The 19,420-nt window shown below is 38.8% G+C and carries 17 protein-coding genes; 7 read left to right on the forward strand and 10 right to left on the reverse strand.

Annotation, left to right across the window (positions count from 1 at the left end):
• Positions 1-3 precede the first annotated feature (3 nt).
• From ACO05G_RS03585 to ACO05G_RS03600, 4 genes are read right to left on the reverse strand one after another with little or no spacing between them, the layout of a single operon-like run.
• Positions 4-2,676 (reverse strand): ABC transporter permease, encoded by a 2,673-nt coding sequence (locus tag ACO05G_RS03585; protein ID WP_421764728.1) that lies wholly within the window; start codon positions 2,674-2,676, stop codon positions 4-6.
• Complete coding sequence (locus ACO05G_RS03590) at positions 2,673-3,002, reverse strand: PadR family transcriptional regulator (protein ID WP_348284719.1); 330 nt, start codon at positions 3,000-3,002, stop codon at positions 2,673-2,675. Before ACO05G_RS03590 ends, ACO05G_RS03585 begins: the two co-directional genes overlap by 4 nt.
• Before the next feature lie 34 nt (positions 3,003-3,036).
• Entirely contained in the window at positions 3,037-4,119 is a 1,083-nt protein-coding gene (locus ACO05G_RS03595) for a serine hydrolase domain-containing protein (RefSeq protein ID WP_421764729.1), read from the reverse strand.
• A 21-nt stretch (positions 4,120-4,140) separates the two neighbouring features.
• On the reverse strand, positions 4,141-5,811 hold the full coding sequence (locus tag ACO05G_RS03600; protein WP_421764730.1) for a serine hydrolase domain-containing protein: 1,671 nt from the start codon (positions 5,809-5,811) through the stop codon (positions 4,141-4,143).
• Between the two features lie 166 nt (positions 5,812-5,977).
• Here ACO05G_RS03600 and ACO05G_RS03605 point away from each other — a divergent pair, with 166 nt between their 5' ends.
• Both ACO05G_RS03605 and ACO05G_RS03610 read left to right on the forward strand, forming a co-directional pair.
• Complete coding sequence (locus tag ACO05G_RS03605) at positions 5,978-6,292, forward strand: ArsR/SmtB family transcription factor (protein WP_421764731.1); 315 nt, start codon at positions 5,978-5,980, stop codon at positions 6,290-6,292.
• A 12-nt stretch (positions 6,293-6,304) separates the two neighbouring features.
• Positions 6,305-6,787: an SRPBCC family protein gene (locus ACO05G_RS03610; protein WP_421764732.1), complete on the forward strand. Its 483-nt coding sequence runs from the start codon at positions 6,305-6,307 to the stop codon at positions 6,785-6,787.
• A 231-nt stretch (positions 6,788-7,018) separates the two neighbouring features.
• Here the strand turns inward: ACO05G_RS03610 and ACO05G_RS03615 are convergent, their stop codons facing one another.
• The 3 genes from ACO05G_RS03615 to ACO05G_RS03625 form a co-directional block, all read right to left on the reverse strand.
• Complete coding sequence (locus tag ACO05G_RS03615; RefSeq protein WP_421764733.1) at positions 7,019-8,143, reverse strand: carboxypeptidase-like regulatory domain-containing protein; 1,125 nt, start codon at positions 8,141-8,143, stop codon at positions 7,019-7,021.
• A 303-nt stretch (positions 8,144-8,446) separates the two neighbouring features.
• Positions 8,447-9,766: a vanadium-dependent haloperoxidase gene (locus ACO05G_RS03620; protein ID WP_421764734.1), complete on the reverse strand. Its 1,320-nt coding sequence runs from the start codon at positions 9,764-9,766 to the stop codon at positions 8,447-8,449.
• A 94-nt stretch (positions 9,767-9,860) separates the two neighbouring features.
• A complete protein-coding gene (locus tag ACO05G_RS03625; protein ID WP_421764735.1) occupies positions 9,861-10,772 on the reverse strand; it encodes a helix-turn-helix domain-containing protein in 912 nt (303 codons plus the stop codon).
• 453 nt (positions 10,773-11,225) lie between these two features.
• Between ACO05G_RS03625 and ACO05G_RS03630 the strand changes: the two genes are divergently transcribed.
• The gene (locus tag ACO05G_RS03630; RefSeq protein ID WP_421764736.1) at positions 11,226-14,357 is read left to right on the forward strand and encodes a CHAT domain-containing protein; all 3,132 of its coding nucleotides are present in this window, start codon (positions 11,226-11,228) and stop codon (positions 14,355-14,357) included.
• Here ACO05G_RS03630 and ACO05G_RS03635 read toward each other — a convergent pair.
• Positions 14,344-15,030 (reverse strand): tetratricopeptide repeat protein, encoded by a 687-nt coding sequence (locus tag ACO05G_RS03635; RefSeq protein WP_348284708.1) that lies wholly within the window; start codon positions 15,028-15,030, stop codon positions 14,344-14,346. The genes ACO05G_RS03630 and ACO05G_RS03635 overlap by 14 nt on opposite strands.
• Entirely contained in the window at positions 15,023-15,583 is a 561-nt protein-coding gene (locus tag ACO05G_RS03640; RefSeq protein WP_421764737.1) for an RNA polymerase sigma factor, read from the reverse strand. The genes ACO05G_RS03635 and ACO05G_RS03640 overlap by 8 nt, the downstream gene beginning before the upstream one ends.
• A 211-nt stretch (positions 15,584-15,794) precedes the next feature.
• Here ACO05G_RS03640 and ACO05G_RS03645 point away from each other — a divergent pair, with 211 nt between their 5' ends.
• Entirely contained in the window at positions 15,795-16,322 is a 528-nt protein-coding gene (locus tag ACO05G_RS03645; RefSeq protein WP_421764738.1) for a hypothetical protein, read from the forward strand.
• A gap of 223 nt (positions 16,323-16,545) precedes the next feature.
• Here the strand turns inward: ACO05G_RS03645 and ACO05G_RS03650 are convergent, their stop codons facing one another.
• The gene (locus ACO05G_RS03650; RefSeq protein ID WP_421764739.1) at positions 16,546-17,154 is read right to left on the reverse strand and encodes a PAS domain-containing protein; all 609 of its coding nucleotides are present in this window, start codon (positions 17,152-17,154) and stop codon (positions 16,546-16,548) included.
• 317 nt (positions 17,155-17,471) lie between these two features.
• Here ACO05G_RS03650 and mraZ point away from each other — a divergent pair, with 317 nt between their 5' ends.
• The 3 genes from mraZ (at position 17,472) to ACO05G_RS03665 (ending at position 19,358) form a co-directional block, all read left to right on the forward strand.
• A complete protein-coding gene (mraZ, locus tag ACO05G_RS03655; RefSeq protein ID WP_421764740.1) occupies positions 17,472-17,915 on the forward strand; it encodes a division/cell wall cluster transcriptional repressor MraZ in 444 nt (147 codons plus the stop codon).
• 87 nt (positions 17,916-18,002) lie between these two features.
• On the forward strand, positions 18,003-18,929 hold the full coding sequence (rsmH, locus tag ACO05G_RS03660; protein ID WP_421764741.1) for a 16S rRNA (cytosine(1402)-N(4))-methyltransferase RsmH: 927 nt from the start codon (positions 18,003-18,005) through the stop codon (positions 18,927-18,929).
• Positions 18,930-18,992: 63 nt separating this feature from the next.
• Complete coding sequence (locus tag ACO05G_RS03665) at positions 18,993-19,358, forward strand: FtsL-like putative cell division protein (protein ID WP_348284921.1); 366 nt, start codon at positions 18,993-18,995, stop codon at positions 19,356-19,358.
• The last annotated feature ends 62 nt before the right edge of the window (positions 19,359-19,420 follow it).

Genomic DNA, 19,420 nt, shown 5'->3' on the forward strand with positions numbered 1-19,420 from the left:
CGTTTACTCCCACCTTAACGATTCCACAGGATTATTTTTTGTAATTCTTTTAGTTTGAAATCCAATTGTGATAACCGAAATCAAAAGCAGCACTAAAGCGGACAAAAGAATAATTCCAAAACCAATATTAATGGAATAAGCGAACCCGGCTTTCCATTCCATTAAGGCAAAGTAACTGATTGGAGCACCTACCAAAATAGCAACGAGCACAAGTGATAAAAACTCTTTACTAATTATCGCCAATAGCTGACATAAGTTGGCGCCCAGTACTTTTCGAATTCCTATTTCCTTTGTCTTACGAACCAGCGTAATCATCACCAATCCATACAATCCCAAAATTGCGATGATGATTGATAAGGCTGCAAAAACATTTGAAATCTTACTTACTCGAACATCATTGTTGTAAAGGGATTTGATTTCATCTTCCAAAAAGTAATAGTCGAAATAATTACCTGGAAAGTACTGATGGTATTTCTTTTCCACAGCTTCTATCAATGCAGGATTGGGCTGTGATGAAAATTTGACAGAGAAGTTGTTGCCCGTGTCGTAGTAGGGTATCAACAAAATGGGTTCGATCTTATTATGAAGCGATACCTGATGAAAATCCTTGATGACTCCAATGATGGTCCAGTCTTTATCATAAAAGTTGATGGATCTGCCAATCGCTTCTTCAGGGGTTTTGAACTTCAGCAATGAAACGGCAGATTCATTGATAATGATATTCTTCACTTTGTCACCATCAAAATCATGGTCAGTGAATCCAAAATCTCTCCCAGCTACCAACTCCACATTGTATAACTCAGAAAACTCATGATCCACATTCATGAAATTGGAAGTCAAATTTTGAGCTTCAGGGTCCGCGCTTGAAGTAATCTGAAATACCCTTCCCATATTAGAACCTGGCACGCGATTCGAGATCGTGGCTATTTCAACACCTGACAATGAGCTCAAGTCATTCTTAAACTGATCAATTTTATTGATAAACGTACTGTCCCATTCCGTCATGACCGGACCGTAAACCACCATGGTGTTATCCACATCCACACCTAGATCCTGGTTAACCATGAAGTCGATTTGTTTTGCAATGGCAATGGTGGCTGTAATAAGAACTACAGCGATTGAAAATTGAAAAATCACCATCCCTTTTCTCAGCCAGGCAATTTCACCTTTTAGCCTGAAGCTGCCTTTCAATACATCCTGCGTGCTAAATCGGGTAACCAGCAATGCCGGATACAATGCTACAAATGCCAGTGAGATCAAGAAGGTGAAGAAAAGGAGTAATGGAAATGGAATGCCCCAAATGCTGGATTCTAAGATGATAAATATGCTTAAATCCAAACCTGTCAGGTTGTTAAAGATGGGTTGTAATAAAATCACCAACCCAATAGATAGTACAAGCGCTATAACGTTTAGGAGTAATGTCTCAATAAAAGATTGTCGGATAATCTGACTTTTTTGTGCGCCTACAGATTTGCGAATGCCCACTTCTTTGGCCCGCTGAATCGCCCGACTGGTGTTTAAGTTGATGTAATTGATCCATGCGATAACGATAATGAATATGGCGATGTAAAGCATAAGCCAAACCGTATTTCCATCAGTCACCAAACCCATTTCGTATTCCATGGTGTCATTAAAATGAATCTCATTTAATGGCTGTAATGAGAACTTTTCTTCACCACCAGAAACCTCTCCATCTTTAAAGTATCGTGTCCCGAAATCAGCCAGCTTACTATTCAGACTCGCCTGATTCACTCCCTCTTTGAGCTTCACGTAATGATAGAAATCAGACCACTCCCAGCTGGTGTCAGCACCTTCGCCAACAATGGCGATGAAAGATTTATACGAAGTAATGAAGCCAAATTGCAAATGAGAATTCTTAGGAGGATCCTCCATGATTCCGGAAATCATGAAAGGAGTGGGAAGGTTGAAATGGAGAGGTTTCCCAATCAGATCAGTTACCTCTTCACCTTTTCTGATGAGTTTTTCTGCAAACGTTTTGGTTAGCACTATTTTGAACGGAGCGTCCAGACATTCAGCTTTGTCAGCTTTAATCAATTCATAATCGAAGAAGGAAAGGAAATGCTCGTCTGCAATCAGGTAATCACCCGTTCGATAGATTTCTTCATTATAGCTGATGAAGTTTGATCCACTGTAGGTCATACGAGTATAGGACTCAATCTCAGGGAAGTCCGCTTTCATGGTAGGCCCAATAGTCGGATAGGTGATAGCCCCATGCTGAACTAGTTCACCATTTTGATAGCGATCATTAATAACCCGATACATCCGATCGGCATCTGCATTGAAGCCGTCAAAGCTGGTCTCAAAGAGAACGTATTGAAACATTAGGAGAGATACAGTCATTCCTGCGATGAGTCCAAAAAGGTTGATGCCTGTGAATGTCTTGTTGCGTTTGAGATCCCTGTAAGAGACCTTCAGGTAGTTTTGAATAAGTGCCATGTGATTAAGAGTTTTTGAGTGTTGCCTTTTTCTGAGTCGGTGATATCGAAGAAATGCCAATGCGTTGAAGAAGTAGTTGATCCGGGCCTTTTGTTTTCCTTTTTGCTTTAAATCCAGCTGGAACTGCTCCATCAAATCTCCTTCAATAGATTCCCACAATACCGGATTACAGTACTTGGAAAGGAGAGTAATTAATAATTTGGGAGGAGCTGCTTTCATTGTTCAAATGCGACTTTAGGTATTCCTGACCATAAATTTTCACGCATGGATCGTGACGTCTTGAGCGCTGCTTGCCCGGCCTTAGTTACACGAAACAATAATTTTCGCTTACCGCCACGTTCCGGTGTAGGATCACTGTACCGTGACTCCAAATAGTCCTTTTCGCTGAGTCGTTGCAGTACATTGTGCACGGTGCTGATCGTAATAGTCCTGTTGCATTTCTCTTCAATCTCCTGTTTGATCAGGATGCCATATGCATTATCGAAGAGGTTTGCTACCACCAGCAATACGATCTCTTCCAGCTCTCCAAGATTTGTTCCTTTCATATCAATTAATTCAGTTTCTTAATTTTTTCGTTGATTATTTCAGCGCATTTAGCACTTTATAAGTGATGGCGAATGACCGGCCATGCGAATAAGGTGCCCCATAGGCGCTGGAAGTAACTGCTATTACAATTTCTTTTTCCGGTATCACAACCAGGTGATTACCACCAAATCCGGAGGCAAACAAGTAGTCTATTTCTTTACCTGCGAATGTTTTAGTGGACTTGTACCAAAACATTCCATATGCATCGGCAAATCCTGACCAGCTTTCAGGCAGAGGCCTTTTGGTGTTGATCAGCGATTCAATGTAATCAGGATGGATGATTTGTTGATTGTTCCATTTACCTTCATTAGTTACAAGCAAACCGAGTTTAGCAAAATCCAGTGTGGTCAGGTACAGGTTACCTGCTGCCCCAGTTTGGTTTGAAGCATTAGTAAACCAGTACACTTGGTTGACCCCAAGTGGCTCAAATAGCTTTTTCTGTGCATAGTCCTTCAAGCTCATTCCTGAAGCTTCTTCGATAGCCAAACCAATGAGAAGAGGATGAATGTCTGCATACACAAAATTTTCACCTGGTTTAGATTTGAGGGGTATGTTTAGTACATATTCCTTCCAATCATCCAATGAAATCCAGTTGCTGGCTTGTCCGGGCGTTCGCCAATCATCCGAGTCCGCATCCAGCCCGGAAGACATATCTAGAAGATCTCTGAGCCTGATTTTTTTGTATTCTTCATTGATGGAGGGATTTTGAGCTTCAGAAAAAAGGGAATGCACATTTTGGTTTAAATTTTGGATGAGACCTTCTTGCATTGCCACTCCCAACAGCAAAGCGGTTACACTCTTTCCTGCTGAGCGAATATCATGAATGGTATTCCACATGTAGGTGTTGAAGTGTTCCTGTATGACCAGTTTATTGTCTTTGATGACCACCAGCCCCCTGAAATCTTTATGAGGTGTTTCATAAATGAGGTCGATGAGTGTTTCGATGGAATCCCTATTAAATCCGGCTTCTTCCAATGTAACTGTAGAAAGATTCATACCTGACTCATTTGAAGATTGCGCTTTGCCACTTAATCCTGTAAGGAAGAATAGAGATGATATTAGAATCCATTTTTTCATAGTATTGATTTTATTGCTCTATTACTCTATTACTGCTGGTAAGATATAGTCCTGCATCATTTGATCAACCTGTGAATGACCATATGGCTGACCATAAGCTGTAGCTGTTATAACAACAACCAAAGGCTGATCTTTAAAAACAATAATTTTATTTCCTCCATTGCCACTGCATAAAAAAGCTTCATATTTTTTGTCACCAACAGAAAATTCCTGATTCCAGAATAAGTAGCCATAAGCAGTTTGATTGGGCTTCCCTTCAAAATAATTGATCATGGTCTTAGTTGCCCAATCTGACGACAAAATCTGCTTTCCATTCCAAACCCCTTTGTTTTTATAGAGTTGGCCATACTTCGCAAAATCTAAGGAATTCATTTCTAAACCTCCTCCAGTATACGGTATGTTTTGTGGAGTATAAAACCATTTATAATTAGAGATATCCAAAGGTTGAAATAGCATTTCATCTGCATATTTTTCTAATCCTCCCGGGACAGATTTGTCTATAATATCGCCCAGAACCAAAACACCTGCTGTGAAATAATCCCATACCTCGCCAACCTTTCTTGTGTTATCCATGGATAGATCTAAAGCGAATTTCACCCAATTGTCGGTAAGTTGCATTTCATCTTCACTCCCTGGTGAATTGAACATATTGTCGGAACCATCAAAGCCCGAGCTCATAGTTAAGAGGCTTTGTAGTGTTACACTATCCTTTTTAGTTGAATAATTAGCAAATTGGGTGAGGTCATAAAATTCGCTAAGTGTTTGATCGGTATTTTTCAGATGTCCTTCTTCAATGGCAATGCCTGTCAGGGTAGATGCGAATGATTTCCCCACTGAACGTGTATCATGTAATGTGTTTCTAGTAGCACCATTAAAATATTCTTCAATTAGAAGTTTACCATTCTTGATAACTACAACACTAGTAATGTTTTTAAATCTATTTTGAGCAATTTTTTCATTGAGCCCCCTAATCTTTTCTTCATAATAACCATCTTTTGATAACTCCCAACCACTCACTTCTTTAATTGGCTGAATGGCTATTTGCTCTTCTGGTACCTTCTCTAACTCAGCCATTTTTAAGTTGATTTCCCCTTCAGCAATAATATCACCAACGATAATTTCACCATTTTTCAGGTATGGTCGTATTTCGATTTTAAGAGTGTGAATGCCTGTTTCCAATGCTGCTTCACCACCATTTCTATAATAAAACCGCATCCATAAAAACCGACCCCAGGAATCAATATTGGTGCTACTTAAAAATGGTTTACGAAGGATTGTATTTTCGTTTTTTTGCGCCGGAAGCCCTGCACCTAAATTGAGATTTTCTGTATATAATAAGCTATCATCTACAATGAATGAAAACTGGAAATTCCCTTTTTGTATTAGTTCTTCAGCAGTTAATGTAGTGTCTAATTCATGCAAGTAATTAGTCAGAGAATTACTCAGAAACGCAGTGAAATTTAAATTGCAACTTTCTTTTATCTCAAAAGAGGATAGAAAATCACTTTCATTACAGTCTTTAAGCCGACGCGTATTTGACATAAATACGATTCGACCAACATGCGCTTGATGCATTGGTGTAGTGATGCCTTGATGGTTAACAAATCCTGATACTAGGCCCGAAGAGGATTGCCCACATGATGTTAAAACGATGATAACATTTAGTATAAGAATGAATGGAATTTTTCTCATTTAAGGACTCTTTAATGCTTTTTTTTATTTATTCGACAAAACCGAAATTAATATATTAATCGTAATTGTCGAATAAATGGTTACAAAAAGTTTTTGGCACAATACTTTTTAATACTTGCGCAAGTAAATACTTGCATATATATTTGCAAGCACTTACTTGCATATTATGGAGCAGCGTAGAGATATTTTTCAAGCCATTGCCGATCCCACTCGTCGTGAGATACTATCTACTCTTATTGAAAAGCCGAAGAATCTGAATGCACTTGCAGATCAGTTTTCAATCTCACGTCAGGGGGTTTCATTACATGTGAAAGTGCTTGAGGAGTGCGACATGATCTCAATCTCGAAAGAAGGACGAGAGCGATACTGTCACATTAAACCTGAAAAACTATTGGAGATCATCGAATGGCTGGAGCCTTTTAAGCAGCTCTGGCGAGATCGATTTGATCAATTGGATGACCTATTAAAAAGTATTAAATAAACACCTACAACAATGAACAAAACTACATTCACCGAAGACCTGGAAAATAACCGGTTGATTGCTGTGCGCACCTTTGATGTGGCAGTAGAAAAAGTATGGAAAGCCTGGAGTGATCCAGCAATCCTATGCCAGTGGTGGGCACCACAACCATACACATGTCAAATAGATGAGATGGATTTTAAGGAAGGTGGCTACTGGATTTATAACATGGTAGGACCGGAAGGGGATGTGCACCGTGGACGAATGGACTATCTGAAAATAGAGCCTCATGAGCGACTGGAGGCAGAAGACTATTTTGTGGATGAAGATGGCAATGCATCAACAGGCATTCCACCGATGCAAATGTCAGTGAAATTTGACTCAAACGGATCATCGACCACCGTTACATCCATTACCACATTTGCTTCAGCAGAAGCCTTCAAGCAAATGGCTGAGATGGGCATGGCAGAAGGTTGGGAGTTGGCGTGTAATCAGTTGGAAGCTCTATTGGTCTGATCGTTATATTTCAAAGAAATCTTCATTGGTCTTAGCGTCTCGCTGAGACCAAACCCAACCTCACCAAAGTTGCATATCAGGTGAGAGCCTGAGATTCTCATGACTGGAATAGTCTTTGAAGTGCGAACGAGACTTTGAATCTGATCTATTCATGAAAAAAAGAGTACATCGACTATTATTTTCAAACAATTATATCAATAGGGGAAATACAACTACCCTTAAAGCAAACGGCTAATAGCGGGAGGCATCAGCGTTTAACAACCTTGCAACGTTGTTATCCAGCTTCATAAAATTGAAACCAGTCCAGAATGAATCAGTGAAATCTTCTTGCGCCATTTCAAAAAATGAATCGTATGCATCCATCATGGCAATGTCGGTGGGTAATTCATCTATTACCTTAGATTCGTTAATCACAAGTAAAGCATGATAGTCATACTGATGATTGGTGCTCGTGCCTTTAAATAGTACACTTACCAATTTAAAAATCCCATCCTGCTGTTCATATTCCTCTATCCACGTAACCGATTCCCAAAATGAAAAATCATCAATGATGGGATCGTATTGGATTTTTAGGAGTGCATAGCTCTCTTCATCAATATAAAGCTTGCCCTTCGTATTACCTTTTTTATTACTGGGCTCAAAATCCACGATTAGCACATCGTGCCCTCCGATAGATGTTGCGCCAGCGTAGAAATACTCATAATTCTTTCTATTCTTTGGACTCAGGAACGATTGGTCTCTCCAGATAGATGATTGTGCCATGTCGCTGGCATTCCCGCCGAGTACTTCATCAATGGCATCAATTTTTTCAAATACTTTCTTTCGTGTGCGGAGCGGGTTTACCAGCGGATAGGCGTTTTTGTCCAGGTTGCTTGGCGCATAAATATCCATTATGCCCTCAGCTACATAATAGGTTTTTTCCCAGTCCGACATTGACTCCTGATAATAGCCAACCATGTGCTGTCTTTCCATTTCGTAGTTTAAGTGGAAACGCTCAAATACCGCACTCATAATAGATGGCCCGAATAGCACCTCTACATCCTCAAGTTGCGTTACAGATGGCTCTAAAAAAACTGTGTGATAATTGTCTAAGTTGGATAAAGGAGTGGAGTAGGTTTCATATCCCATGTAGGAAACTTTCAATTTGACCCCTTCCTTGTCAAAATCGGCACTGCTTATAATGAATTCCCCATCGATATTAGTTACGTTGATGATCTCACCTACTAATACATGAGCAAACGGAATCGTTTGACCCGTTTGTTTGTCTTTTACAATCCCCTTAATAGTAAATGGGGCGTCCTTTGAAATAGCTGGTGTTAGAACTAGAAAAGCTAAGGCGATAACTAGATGCTTCATTGCTAACATGCGGTTTATGCCTATAAAGGTATAGATAAAATACCTAGAAAAGACTAAGGGTTTTTACATTTATTATCAAATGATAATATTATTCGATGAATGTGGGGCCTTGCCGAAGATTCTTGTAGTTATGCCGTAAGACAAATGTTAAGTATTTAGTAATTTAGAATTCTCACTAGGACATTGCTCGTTTAGTCCCACTTCCAACAAGGACTCATAACCCTAAAAAACTCTGGCTTACCATATGAAACCATAAACAAAAGTCAAATACCCTATGCTCATCGCTCATCGGAAAGCTATTTTTTATTCTAAAGGTTTAACAAACTCCTTACTCGCATATTCACCAATCTTTGTGCCCAGTTGGTAACCTTCTTCAGAGTCGTATCTAAAATGAATGCCAAGGTAGACCCTGGACATAGATGCTTCCAATCCTGCGGCAGAAAAGCTATCGAATGAACGAGTAGGCGGATCCATTTTGATTTTCGCTGAAAAGGGTCCTGCTTTATCCACTTCCTCTGTTGTCATTGTGAATGCATATTTGTCTCCGGTTCCCAAGGTGTTGGCAAGTACGGTCATGGCAGCAGTACTGGCAGTGCCATGTGCGGAAGGATAAGAGGGAAATGCATAGGTATGTTTATGCAAATTGTTCCAGGTAGTATCAGGTTCTGTGTCACTATTCTGATCATGAGCCGCCCAGCGAATGGCAGTATACGGTCTCCAATGATTATAATGGAACTTATTATCAAATACATTCACATAAGCATCGTAAATAGTCATATTAAGCAAGGCAAACAGCCTTGCGGATTCCCATAAATTAAGGTTTTCTTTGATGACTAGTTTTCGTGCCAGTCTGTTGTGAGAGTTTTCTACAAAATCTTTCCACCACATCGCTAAATGCGTTTGATCTTCAGACCGTACGTCACTTTCAAATTTCCCGTACGCTTTTACTTCATTGAAAGCATTTGTGTATTCATCGCTTGTGATATCAGGTGGAGGTGGTGACCTGAATTGATCCTGCGATTTCAGCATAAAAGGTTTGGCCCTGGCCCATCCAGCACCGAAGATAAATCCCTCGGGTGTACCGCTATGTTCATTAAACTCTGCATACACGCCGGGTGCCATGGGATGCCACTCATAGCTTGCTTTTCCTGCGAAATCATCTTCGGATCGCATACGGAGTATTTCCATTGCGGATGCCTTTCCAATTCTTATGCCCTCCGCTTTCGCTTTGCCGTCTTCTATTAATTCAAGCCATCGATTCAGTTCGTTTTTCAGTTCCTCCGTGTTGTCGGAAAATTGATTAGCAGCTACTTCATAAGCCGCCTGAGCTACAGCAGCTAGTGGGTTAGCTTTAGGAGAAGACTCAGCGAACACATAAGATGTGTAAACAGATTCTATGCTGTTGAGCGCATCATTTATGGCGATATGCATCATGGCCTCAGTTCTTACTCCCTTGAGTGTGAGAAGGCCATCCTCTGACATGGCCATTTCCATTACTTTTTGATTCCAGGCGATAAGAGGTGTTGAGTCATAATCATTTGGTGAACCGGATTCGGATTTGCAGCTAAATAGTAGTACGAAAAGGACAATTAGCCATGTTGTTAGTAGTAGGTTCGCTTTCATGTCAGGAATTTTAGCAATCTAAGGTACCTTGACCGAAGTAAAATGAATTTGTAGTCTGACTCAAAAAATATGCTATGAATCTCAAAAGAGGATGTCAGGCGAAAGCTGATTTTCTGTATTTCAATGGGGAATCATTATAACATTCCTTGAAAATTTTGATAAAGTGTGAGGTGTTCTCCAGGCCAATCTCCATGGTGATTTCGTTGACACTCAAATCTGTGGTTTCCAACAAATGCTTCGCATATTCAAGTCTCTTTTGTTTGAGCCATTGACCAGGAGAAGTTTGAAAATTTTTGGCAAAATCACGATGAAAGGTTGCAAGACTTCTACCGCTTAACCGGGCAAAGTCAGTCAAATTGAGGTTAAAAGTGAAGTTCTCCTCCATGACAGCTTTCAGGTCAATTCTGGTGCAGTATGCGATTTTTGAAAAACACTCTGCTAATGCAGGATTGGTTTTACCTGTGGCAATATTTACGACTAATTCTCTTAATTTGACTTTGAGCAGACTCTTGGAAGGCGTAGTAGATTGTGAAAAGTAATTCAATACTGAATGGAAATAATCGAGAAGACTTTGGTCAAGAGAAATGGGGATAATTGATTCGATGGCCTGATTTTGGAGTGATTTGTCTTTCACATCAATATCCGTTTTTATAACCGTGCTTATGAACTCATCAGGCATAAAAATGAGCAATGCACAGAATTCACCTTCTTGAATTTTTAACACCCGGTGCGCACCTTTTTTTAGAAAAACAGCGTCACCAACATTAAAAAGAAACTCTTCTTTTGGTGTTTTCCACTTGGCTCCTCCTTTAATAATAAAACAGAAGTAATTTTTATCAACCCAGTAGGTTAATGGTGATTCCTCCAGAGGACAGTCGTAAGCAGTAAACAAAAATTCATCTACTTTGAATTGCCTGAATTGAGGATTGTCTTTTACAAAATGATAAAAATCAAGCATGGATAGTAGCGTATACCACTTTAAATGTACAAAAATCCATCGCCTCATTTCGTGTCCTTCGGACCTATTTTATTTCCATTTTAAATTCACGGAACAAACTTATCAGCACTACAAACATTTTTGATTAAGAGCAGGTTTACAGCGATCGAGCATTAAGTTTCATCTATTATCATATTGAATTAGTGGTGTAAACAACGATGCAATCATGTCTCCAGTGAGTCCTTCAATGAAAATATGGAAGCCATGAAGCATCACTTTTTGTTCAGGGGATACTTCAAGAAGCTTAAGAAGAGGAAGGGTCAAAAAGAGGCGAAAAAGCTTGAAGAATGGACTTCCCCTTCACTGATTCTATTTAGATTTTCCTAGTGGGGCTATTTAGTTTATAGAATAGATAAACTATTAGAATACTACCTTAAACGACACAGAAAGCTTCTTTTTTTGTTTTGAGTTAAACTTGACAATTAGTTTACTTTTACCTCTTTTACCTACACTTCTCATCAAATGATAAGACCTCTATTAATATTTCTATTATTCGTTATAAGTCATGGTATTTATTGCCAAGTCCATATTGATAGTCTTACTAAAGAAGGACTTGAACTCATGAACAATGGAAAATACGATGAGAGCATTGAAAAATATGAGATTGCAAAGGAGAAAGCTAAAAATGAAGGCTTGACTGATAAGTATGTTTACTGTGAGGTCCGTATTGTCGTTAATCTCTGGAAAATGTATGCCCTTGAGGAGGCATTGAGCCGAGCTCAGGAAATTTTGGAGTATGCAGAGGATGAGTTTGGTATTGATGATAAGAATGTGGCAGAAATCCATCAGCAAATAGGAACGACAAAAATATTGAAAGGAGATTTTGGTGGTGCCATAGCTTCTTATGAAAAATGTATCAGCATAGGCAATAAACTTGGTAAAGATGGCTTGTCAATTCTTAGTGCAGTTTATGCTAATATGGGGTATATCCACTCACAAACTGGTGCTGTTGAAAAGCAATTGGAAACATCTAAGAAAGCGCTTGAAGTAGACACCAAAGTTTATGGAAAAAATCACCTGTATGTTGTCGAAGACCTAAATAACCTAGCTTCATTATACATTTATATGAACCGCTATAGATACGCGAAATCTTACCTGGAAGAAGCACTGGATATACTTAATCAACTTGAGCTCAGGGGAGCAAGCTATGTAAGTGTTCTTTCTAATTTGGGGAGGATTTATTCCAATACTCAGCAACATGAAAAAGGGATTGATTTTCAGAAAGAAGCTTTAAAAGCTAACATGGAAATTTACGGAGCTAGGCATGTTGATCATTCATCAATATATGAAGCTATTGGTACCAGCTTTTCTGATGTTGGGATGTATGATTCAAGTATCTATTATTTCCAAAAAGGACTAGAATATTCGACGGAATTAATTACATCAAAAAATAATTCAATACTATTTCTATTAAGGGAATACGCTTTAAGCCATTCTGCGCTAGGTGATTGGGAAGAATCAATATTATCGATAGAAAAGGCTATTAATCTTGCCGAGAATTTTTCAATTAGTGATGACAACAACCATTTGATCGCGCTTTTAAATGATCTTGCTGCTATTCAAATCCAAAGGGGTTCACTTGACGTAGCAGAAGAAACGCTGAACAAAACCTTTGAAATCATACAAAAAGATTCATCAAATGATACTCACATCTTCTTAGTATATGAAACCTTACTTGACTTAAAAATTAGGAAAGGAAATTTTGTAGAGGCTCTGGAGGCCTCAAGAATGAGCGTGAAGTACAATCAAAGATACGTTAAAGATCTGGGCGTTTCTTACCCTGACCTAAAGGAGGTCCTAAACATAGAAAGCTTCTTATATGTGCTTTCTAGAAAAGCAGAAGTTCTTGAGCTTCAATTAAAGGATAGTGTCAGAATTGAAGCAAATCTTGATTTGTGCATAAAAACCTACGATATACTATATCAGGCAATTCGGAATCAAAGTACTTATAAAGAGCGTTTTAAGGATAAATTAAGCTTCCTGGACTTTGTCCATTTTATTTCAGAAGGAGCCATAAGGGTAAATCTTATGGCATTTAACAGATCTAAAGACTTAATTTATCTAGTTAATTGCTTGAAATTTAGTGAGTTAAATAAATCATCTATATTAAAAGAAGCACTCGCCAATATTGAATTGACCAACTGGTCTGGAATTCCTGAAGCTATCATAAAAAGGGAGTCTGAACTTAGGGAACAGATCTCATCATACAATACACAATATTCATCTGAGATAAGGGAAAAAACACCAGATTCAACAAGAATCTCACTACTTGAAACGAAACTCTTTCAATCAAAAAATGCACTGGATAGTATTATCCAATTGCTTAAAAATGAATACCCGGAAGAATATAAAACTGTATATCATGATATTTCAATCGATCTTAATTCGATCCAGTCTAAAATAGGTAGTGGCGAAGCATCTCTTGAATTCTTTCTTGGAGATTTGGTAACATATGGTTTGTTTGTTTCGAATGAAAACTTGATTGTGAAAGAACTTGGTTCGACAGGTGCAATCAGAGATTTAATCAATGATTTTCGTGATTACGTTGAATCTACCAAAGATGAAAGCAGCCGGGAGGTAATCAATAACTTTGCCTTGAAAAGCAATTTGATCTATAATTTTTTGCTCGCTCCATTTAGTAACGAGCTTGAAGAGGTGGATAAGATGACTCTTGTTTTAGATGGAGAGTTAAACTACCTCCCATTCAATATACTTGTTACAAAGGCAGGTGCTGGTTGGAATAGTTTTGAAGAGCTTCCATATCTATTTAAGTCACATGCTATTCATTCATCACATTCTATAGTGAAAATGGAAGTGAAGAGAAGAGATTCTTATGATGAAACCTTTATCGGTTTTGCACCCAAATATTACAAGGATACACTAATTGAAAATCAATCAGTTTCGGAAATCCGTGCTACGTTAAGTCCACTAAAATGGAATCAGATTGAAGTGAGTGCTCTTGCTGAATTGACTGGTGGAGTTTCTTTGACGGGTGTCAATGCCTCAGAATCTGTATTTAAGGCTAAAGCTGGGAATTATAAAATTGTTCATTTAGCTATGCATGCGCTAGTTGATGATTCGGATTCTCAAATGTCAAGATTTGTTTTTTCTCAAGTGGATCATGGAGATACTTTGGAAGATGGGTTACTTCATACATTTGAGCTATTCAATATGAAGCTGGGCTCTGATCTTGCTGTTTTGAGTTCCTGCGAGACCGGATTAGGCACACTGGTAAAAGGAGAAGGTGTCATTAGCCTGGCAAAAGGATTTGCATATTCCGGTGTGCCGCGATTAGTGATGACTCAATGGAAGGTAGATGATCAATCGACGAGTGTTTTGATGTCTGATTTTTATACGTTTCTATCTGAAGGTTCTACCGTGAGTGAAGCACTAAGAAAGGCGCAGCAGGATTATTTAAATAATGCTAGTCCTAACAAAACACATCCGTATTACTGGGGGTCATTCGTGGTATTAGGACCGGACGATTCCCTTTTTAAGCCAAATTATCATTGGGTAATTATCATCATTTTGGTTGCGGTGCTAGCAGGTATAGGTATCATTATTAGATATCGAAAACGACCTATTGATAAATAACTTCTTCAAGTAATATAGCCGCCTTCTTAGCATATGAAGGACTGGTTTCCACCAGCTCAACTAGTAGTTTTTTACTTCGATCTATTTTATTTTGTTTGAGGTAAGTCAAGGCTAGATACCATTTTTTATTGCTGACAATCAGCTCATTTGAGTCCTCGATTTTCATGAGAATTTGCTCAGCTTGCTTAACTTGGTTTGTGCTTAGATAGCAGCTTCCTAATATGAGCATTAGTTTAGAATCATTTGGATTTTCAATTATTGCTTGATTAAATAATTCAATGGCATCAGCAAAAGCTCGATTCTCATAAAGTAAAATCCCGTCAGACCATAAGTCATTGCCCCCACGGGGAACAGAATATCCATCATAAGGTTTATAGTAGGCCTGAAACAAATCGTTTTGATCTAACTCATCATTTATATTAATTATCAGGAAACCTAAGGAAAGGATTAGTACAATAGAGGCGGCTATTTTGAGATAAATCCACTGTCGTCGTTTTTTTTGTTTAATTACGGCATCAAGCTTTGTTTTAAAGGCTTGAACTTCATTATCTGTCCTGAGAGAATCACCAAGTTTGATGAGTATTTCTTCATCAACGGATGTGTTGGAACTGATTTGTCGCTTTTTAGCGTCATCCGTGTTCCGATCAAAATACTCTTCTAATTTATTACTCATGTTTCAACTCAGTATACAATGGATCTTCTTTAATCGCAGTGAGTAACTTGCCTTGGCATTCGTACTTACGCTTTCGGGCGTACCCATCACTGGCTAGCCCAAGTTTAATTGCAATTTCCTTCATACTGTTACCATCGAAAAACAGTGAAAGAATCTTTCGACAACCTTGAGAAAGTTTGTTGAAATGATAGGTATACAATTCAATTCGCTGCTCGTTTAACACTATCTCTTCTACACTTTCACTTTCAGCTAAGTTCAAAGATTGTAAATATTTATTTTCACTTTTCCTCTTCCTTAATAAGTTAAGCCAGATTCTTTTTCCAATAGAATAAATAAATGTTTCAAGCGAGGAACTAAGTTCAAATTTAGGATCAAGTGCTTTTTTATACACGATAATAATGGACTCCTGAAGCAGATCATCAGCTTCTGTTATTGAGCCGGAGTTAGTGGTCACATAATGCCGGATACCTGGTTGCATCTGCTCATATAATTTACTTAAATACTCTTCATCATTTAGTCTTTCGATTAGCTGTTTACTTGATTGGGAAATCATTTTTAGTAAATGGTGGGTAACGAAATGTGGGTTTAAGTTATTAACCTCAAAACTGTAAATAATTACTGAATAAATTCTTTAGTGACTCAGTATTTCTAAGGAGAAAAAGTTGACCCGAACACTCTAATAACAAAGTAGGGCATCATTTTTAAACTAACTATTTAACTGATCAGCTATCAAAATCAAATCTTAAACCCTAAAAATTAAAATTATGAAAAGTAAATTTTTTCTACCATCACTGTTATTGTTCATTTTTTCCTGCTCAGATAATGAACAGGTAAATGATATAGTCCTTGAATCACCAGAGTCTGGCATAGATATAGATTGGTGCTTCCAGGCATGCGATAGCGAAGTATCGGGCTGTTTTAGCTCAGCATCAGAAAACAGAGCCTGGCGTTTGAATGATTGCCAATCCATTGGGACATTAGTTTGGAGGAATGTTTATTGTACCGTTATTATTGGGTATGAGCAAGTGCCCGTATATAGTCCTGAAGGTGAGTTCATAAGATGGGATCAGGTACCTATTTACGGTCAGGAAGTTTGCGATCAGGAGCAAGTTATCGTAAGGACACCAGCAGAGGAGCAAGAATATAATACTTGTGTGGAGAATGCACAGCAGGAATTCGTGGATGCTATGGATGCGTGTGAAACTAAGTACGTTTCTTGCCAGAATAAATGTAATAAACCACCAAAGCCACCTAGGGAAGATCCACCTGAGCTACCTTCTGGTGTTAATTAAGTCTATCGTGTGTGCTGATATTGCTATGACTATTTCAATTGATGATTTTCTGGTAAAGTCGTAATCCACAATTTTGATTAGATAAGAAATAGTAAAATCTAGGTAATTCCATGTCAACTCGAGTTGACATGGAATTTTTTTTATTCAAGCCAGATGTTTTTAAAGCATAAACTGTTTAAGAAATTTCTCCTGCTTGCAGGCTTCTGAAAACTCCTTCAGCGGATCAATTGGATAGATTATTGATATCGTGAATGATGTTATCTAATCGAGTAACAGTTTCTTCAAGATGATGAAAAATTTTTGCATTGAATTCTGTTTTGAAATTGTCCTCCTTCATGATTGACAGCAACCCAATAATATTAGCCACAGGCGCGCGAAGCTCATGGGAATTCTTATACGAAATTTTCCGAATGATTTCCAATTTCTCATTTAGCTTCTCTTCTAATTCAACGACATCTGATACATCCTGAACAATTGTTGTGAATTTCAGGGGGGCATCTTTGGTGTCACGTTCAAATACGATATCACGAATGAATAAACTAAGGTACTTGCCGTCCGACTTTCGTATACGTAAAGTGCACTCCACTATTTCTCCCACATCGCTGTTGATCAAACTGTTGATAGCTTCTCGGGATTTATCCAGATCTTCAGGGTGTACAATTGATTCAAATTGATTCCTGCTGTGTTTCTTTAGCTCATCCTTCGTATAGCCTAAAAGCTCCTCGGCATGACCACTGGAATAAATGATTTCATCATTAAAGATATCAACAGCCCCAAAAGCTACCGGTGAAGCTTTATGAAGTGATTTGATAAATGAAAAATTTAATCCCATAGTTAAAGAGTGACATTCCGGACAAATTCTAAGATAATAAATATGTATTTCACGATTTCACATCTTCATTCCCACGATCTCCCACCAATCCTCCAATTTTTCATTTTTTCTTAAGATTTTCTTGTTAATCTTGCTATTTGATAGATAAGACCATATCTCATTGACTTTCAATTCATTCCCCTAAGCCTTAAAATAATCGATTTAGGTCTAATATTGAACTTTTTTTAGGTTGGGTGTATGAAAGTGGGGGAAAGTGGAGGAAAATAGGAAAAGTTGATTACATTTGTCTCGGTGGTTTATATTTTTCAAGGCTCAGTATGACGTTTTTTACAAGCGAGTATGAGTGTAAGTTGGATACTAAAGGAAGGTTGGTCTTGCCTGCAAAGATCAAGAGCAACCTTCCGGAGGTCTCCACTGCAGAACTAGTGATTCGGAAGGGATTCGAGCCGAACCTAATCCTCTACCCAATGGTGGAGTATAAAAAGATACACCACAAGATCTCATCACTTAGTGAATTCGATCCGGAACAACGAAAGTTGAAAAGGACATTTTTCAGGAGCATCGCACAGGTGGAGCTGGATAGTGCTAATCGCATACTAATCCCCAAGCAAATGCTCGCTCATGCACAGATAGAAAAGGAGGTACTCCTCATCGGCACGGGCAACTATATAGAAATGTGGAATCCTGAAGTATTTGATAAGCACATGATTGATGATGCAGGCGAATACTCACAGTTGGCACAGAAGTTTCTGGATGAATAGTCAGGAACTAATAAAAGAAGCAATTCCCCCTTTAAAGGGGGGTGTGATGGAAAGTGGGAGAGCAGGGGGATGTAAAACACTACTGCTATGAGCCAATACCACAACCCGGTCATGTTGCAGCAATGCCTTGACGGATTGGACATAAAACCAGATGGAGTATACGTGGATGTGACCTTTGGAGGTGGCGGTCACAGTAAAGCAATACTCGATCGATTGACAACCGGACACCTCATTGCTTTTGATCAGGATGCAGATGCTGAGAAAAATGCACAAGAGCTGGCACAAGAGGCCGGCAAACGTTCTTTTACATTTATTGAGTCAAATTTCAGATACTTAAAAAAGTACCTCAAACTACACGGCATCACAGAAGTTGATGGCATTCTGGCGGACTTGGGAGTTAGCTCCCATCAGTTTGATGAGCCAGCGCGTGGATTCACCATTCGGGCAGAAGGTGTGTTGGATATGCGCATGGATCAGGCCGCTGCTAAAAGCGCCAGAGAAGTAGTAAATGAGTACGAGGAAAAGGATCTGATACATATTTTGAGTGCATACGGGGAAATCAGAAATGCGCGAACCCTTGCAAGAGAGATTGTGAATTTCCGAATGAACCAACCCGTAGAGACCAATGAGCAACTGAAAGCAATTGCGATGAAGAATGCTCCTAAAGGTCGGGATCTCAAATACCTCGCTCAGGTCTTTCAGGCCATCAGAATAGAGGTAAATGAGGAATTGGAAGCACTCAGGGAATTTTTAATTCAGGCAGGCGAGGTGCTAAAGGCAGAAGGCAGGCTCGTAGTGATGAGTTATCACTCATTGGAAGACCGGCCGGTTAAGAATTTTATCAATAAAGGAAATATTAAAGGGATTGACGAAAAAGACTTTTATGGGAATCCAATCAGGGTATTAGACCCGGTGAACCGAAAACCTATCATTCCCGAAGCGGCAGAAATTAAAGAAAACAGCAGAGCGAGAAGCGCTAAGCTGCGTATTGGCAAGAAAAGAGATTTTAGATAAGAGACAATAGACGCTAGAAGAAGCAGTCTAAAGCCTAGTATCTAAAGCCTAAAATCTAAAAAGATGAAGAACACCTACAAATTACCCCAAAGAGAAGAGCGAGGAGGCTTATTCCGTCTCATCAATCGCTTTCTACGCATGGACAGCTCCATGAGCGAGGTGATACACGTGCGTTTTCTTCCCCAAATACTTTTTCTGGCATTCTTATGTCTGCTGTATATCGGAAACCGCCATTATGCGGAAAAGAAAGTTCGGGATATCAACCACCTGGAATCGGAGGTTGAAGACCTGAGAGCAGATTACACAACACTGAAAGCGGACTTTATGTATGAAAGCAAGCAATCAGAAGTTGCTAAACGAGCGGCAGAGCTCGGACTTAAAGAGAGCAAGGAATCACCGGTATTAATTCGAAGTGTTGAAACGGAATGAATAAATCAGCTACATATTCATTTTTAAAAGAGGAATTTGATTCACTACATAGTCAACAGTCT

Source organism: Ekhidna sp. (genome assembly GCF_965227465.1).
GTDB lineage: Bacteria > Bacteroidota > Bacteroidia > Cytophagales > Cyclobacteriaceae > Ekhidna.

Bases quoted from the DNA above. Each gene is read 5' to 3' on its own strand.
- ACO05G_RS03585 (WP_421764728.1), bottom strand. From the start codon at position 2,676: ATGAAAGCAGCTCCTCCCAAATTATTAATTACTCTCCTTTCCAAGTAC.
- ACO05G_RS03590 (WP_348284719.1), bottom strand. From the start codon at position 3,002: ATGAAAGGAACAAATCTTGGAGAGCTGGAAGAGATCGTATTGCTGGTG.
- ACO05G_RS03595 (WP_421764729.1), bottom strand. From the start codon at position 4,119: ATGAAAAAATGGATTCTAATATCATCTCTATTCTTCCTTACAGGATTA.
- ACO05G_RS03600 (WP_421764730.1), bottom strand. From the start codon at position 5,811: ATGAGAAAAATTCCATTCATTCTTATACTAAATGTTATCATCGTTTTA.
- ACO05G_RS03605 (WP_421764731.1), top strand. From the start codon at position 5,978: ATGGAGCAGCGTAGAGATATTTTTCAAGCCATTGCCGATCCCACTCGT.
- ACO05G_RS03610 (WP_421764732.1), top strand. From the start codon at position 6,305: ATGAACAAAACTACATTCACCGAAGACCTGGAAAATAACCGGTTGATT.
- ACO05G_RS03615 (WP_421764733.1), bottom strand. From the start codon at position 8,143: ATGAAGCATCTAGTTATCGCCTTAGCTTTTCTAGTTCTAACACCAGCT.
- ACO05G_RS03620 (WP_421764734.1), bottom strand. From the start codon at position 9,766: ATGAAAGCGAACCTACTACTAACAACATGGCTAATTGTCCTTTTCGTA.
- ACO05G_RS03625 (WP_421764735.1), bottom strand. From the start codon at position 10,772: ATGAGGCGATGGATTTTTGTACATTTAAAGTGGTATACGCTACTATCC.
- ACO05G_RS03630 (WP_421764736.1), top strand. From the start codon at position 11,226: ATGATAAGACCTCTATTAATATTTCTATTATTCGTTATAAGTCATGGT.
- ACO05G_RS03635 (WP_348284708.1), bottom strand. From the start codon at position 15,030: ATGAGTAATAAATTAGAAGAGTATTTTGATCGGAACACGGATGACGCT.
- ACO05G_RS03640 (WP_421764737.1), bottom strand. From the start codon at position 15,583: ATGATTTCCCAATCAAGTAAACAGCTAATCGAAAGACTAAATGATGAA.
- ACO05G_RS03645 (WP_421764738.1), top strand. From the start codon at position 15,795: ATGAAAAGTAAATTTTTTCTACCATCACTGTTATTGTTCATTTTTTCC.
- ACO05G_RS03650 (WP_421764739.1), bottom strand. From the start codon at position 17,154: ATGGGATTAAATTTTTCATTTATCAAATCACTTCATAAAGCTTCACCG.
- mraZ (WP_421764740.1), top strand. From the start codon at position 17,472: ATGACGTTTTTTACAAGCGAGTATGAGTGTAAGTTGGATACTAAAGGA.
- rsmH (WP_421764741.1), top strand. From the start codon at position 18,003: ATGAGCCAATACCACAACCCGGTCATGTTGCAGCAATGCCTTGACGGA.
- ACO05G_RS03665 (WP_348284921.1), top strand. From the start codon at position 18,993: ATGAAGAACACCTACAAATTACCCCAAAGAGAAGAGCGAGGAGGCTTA.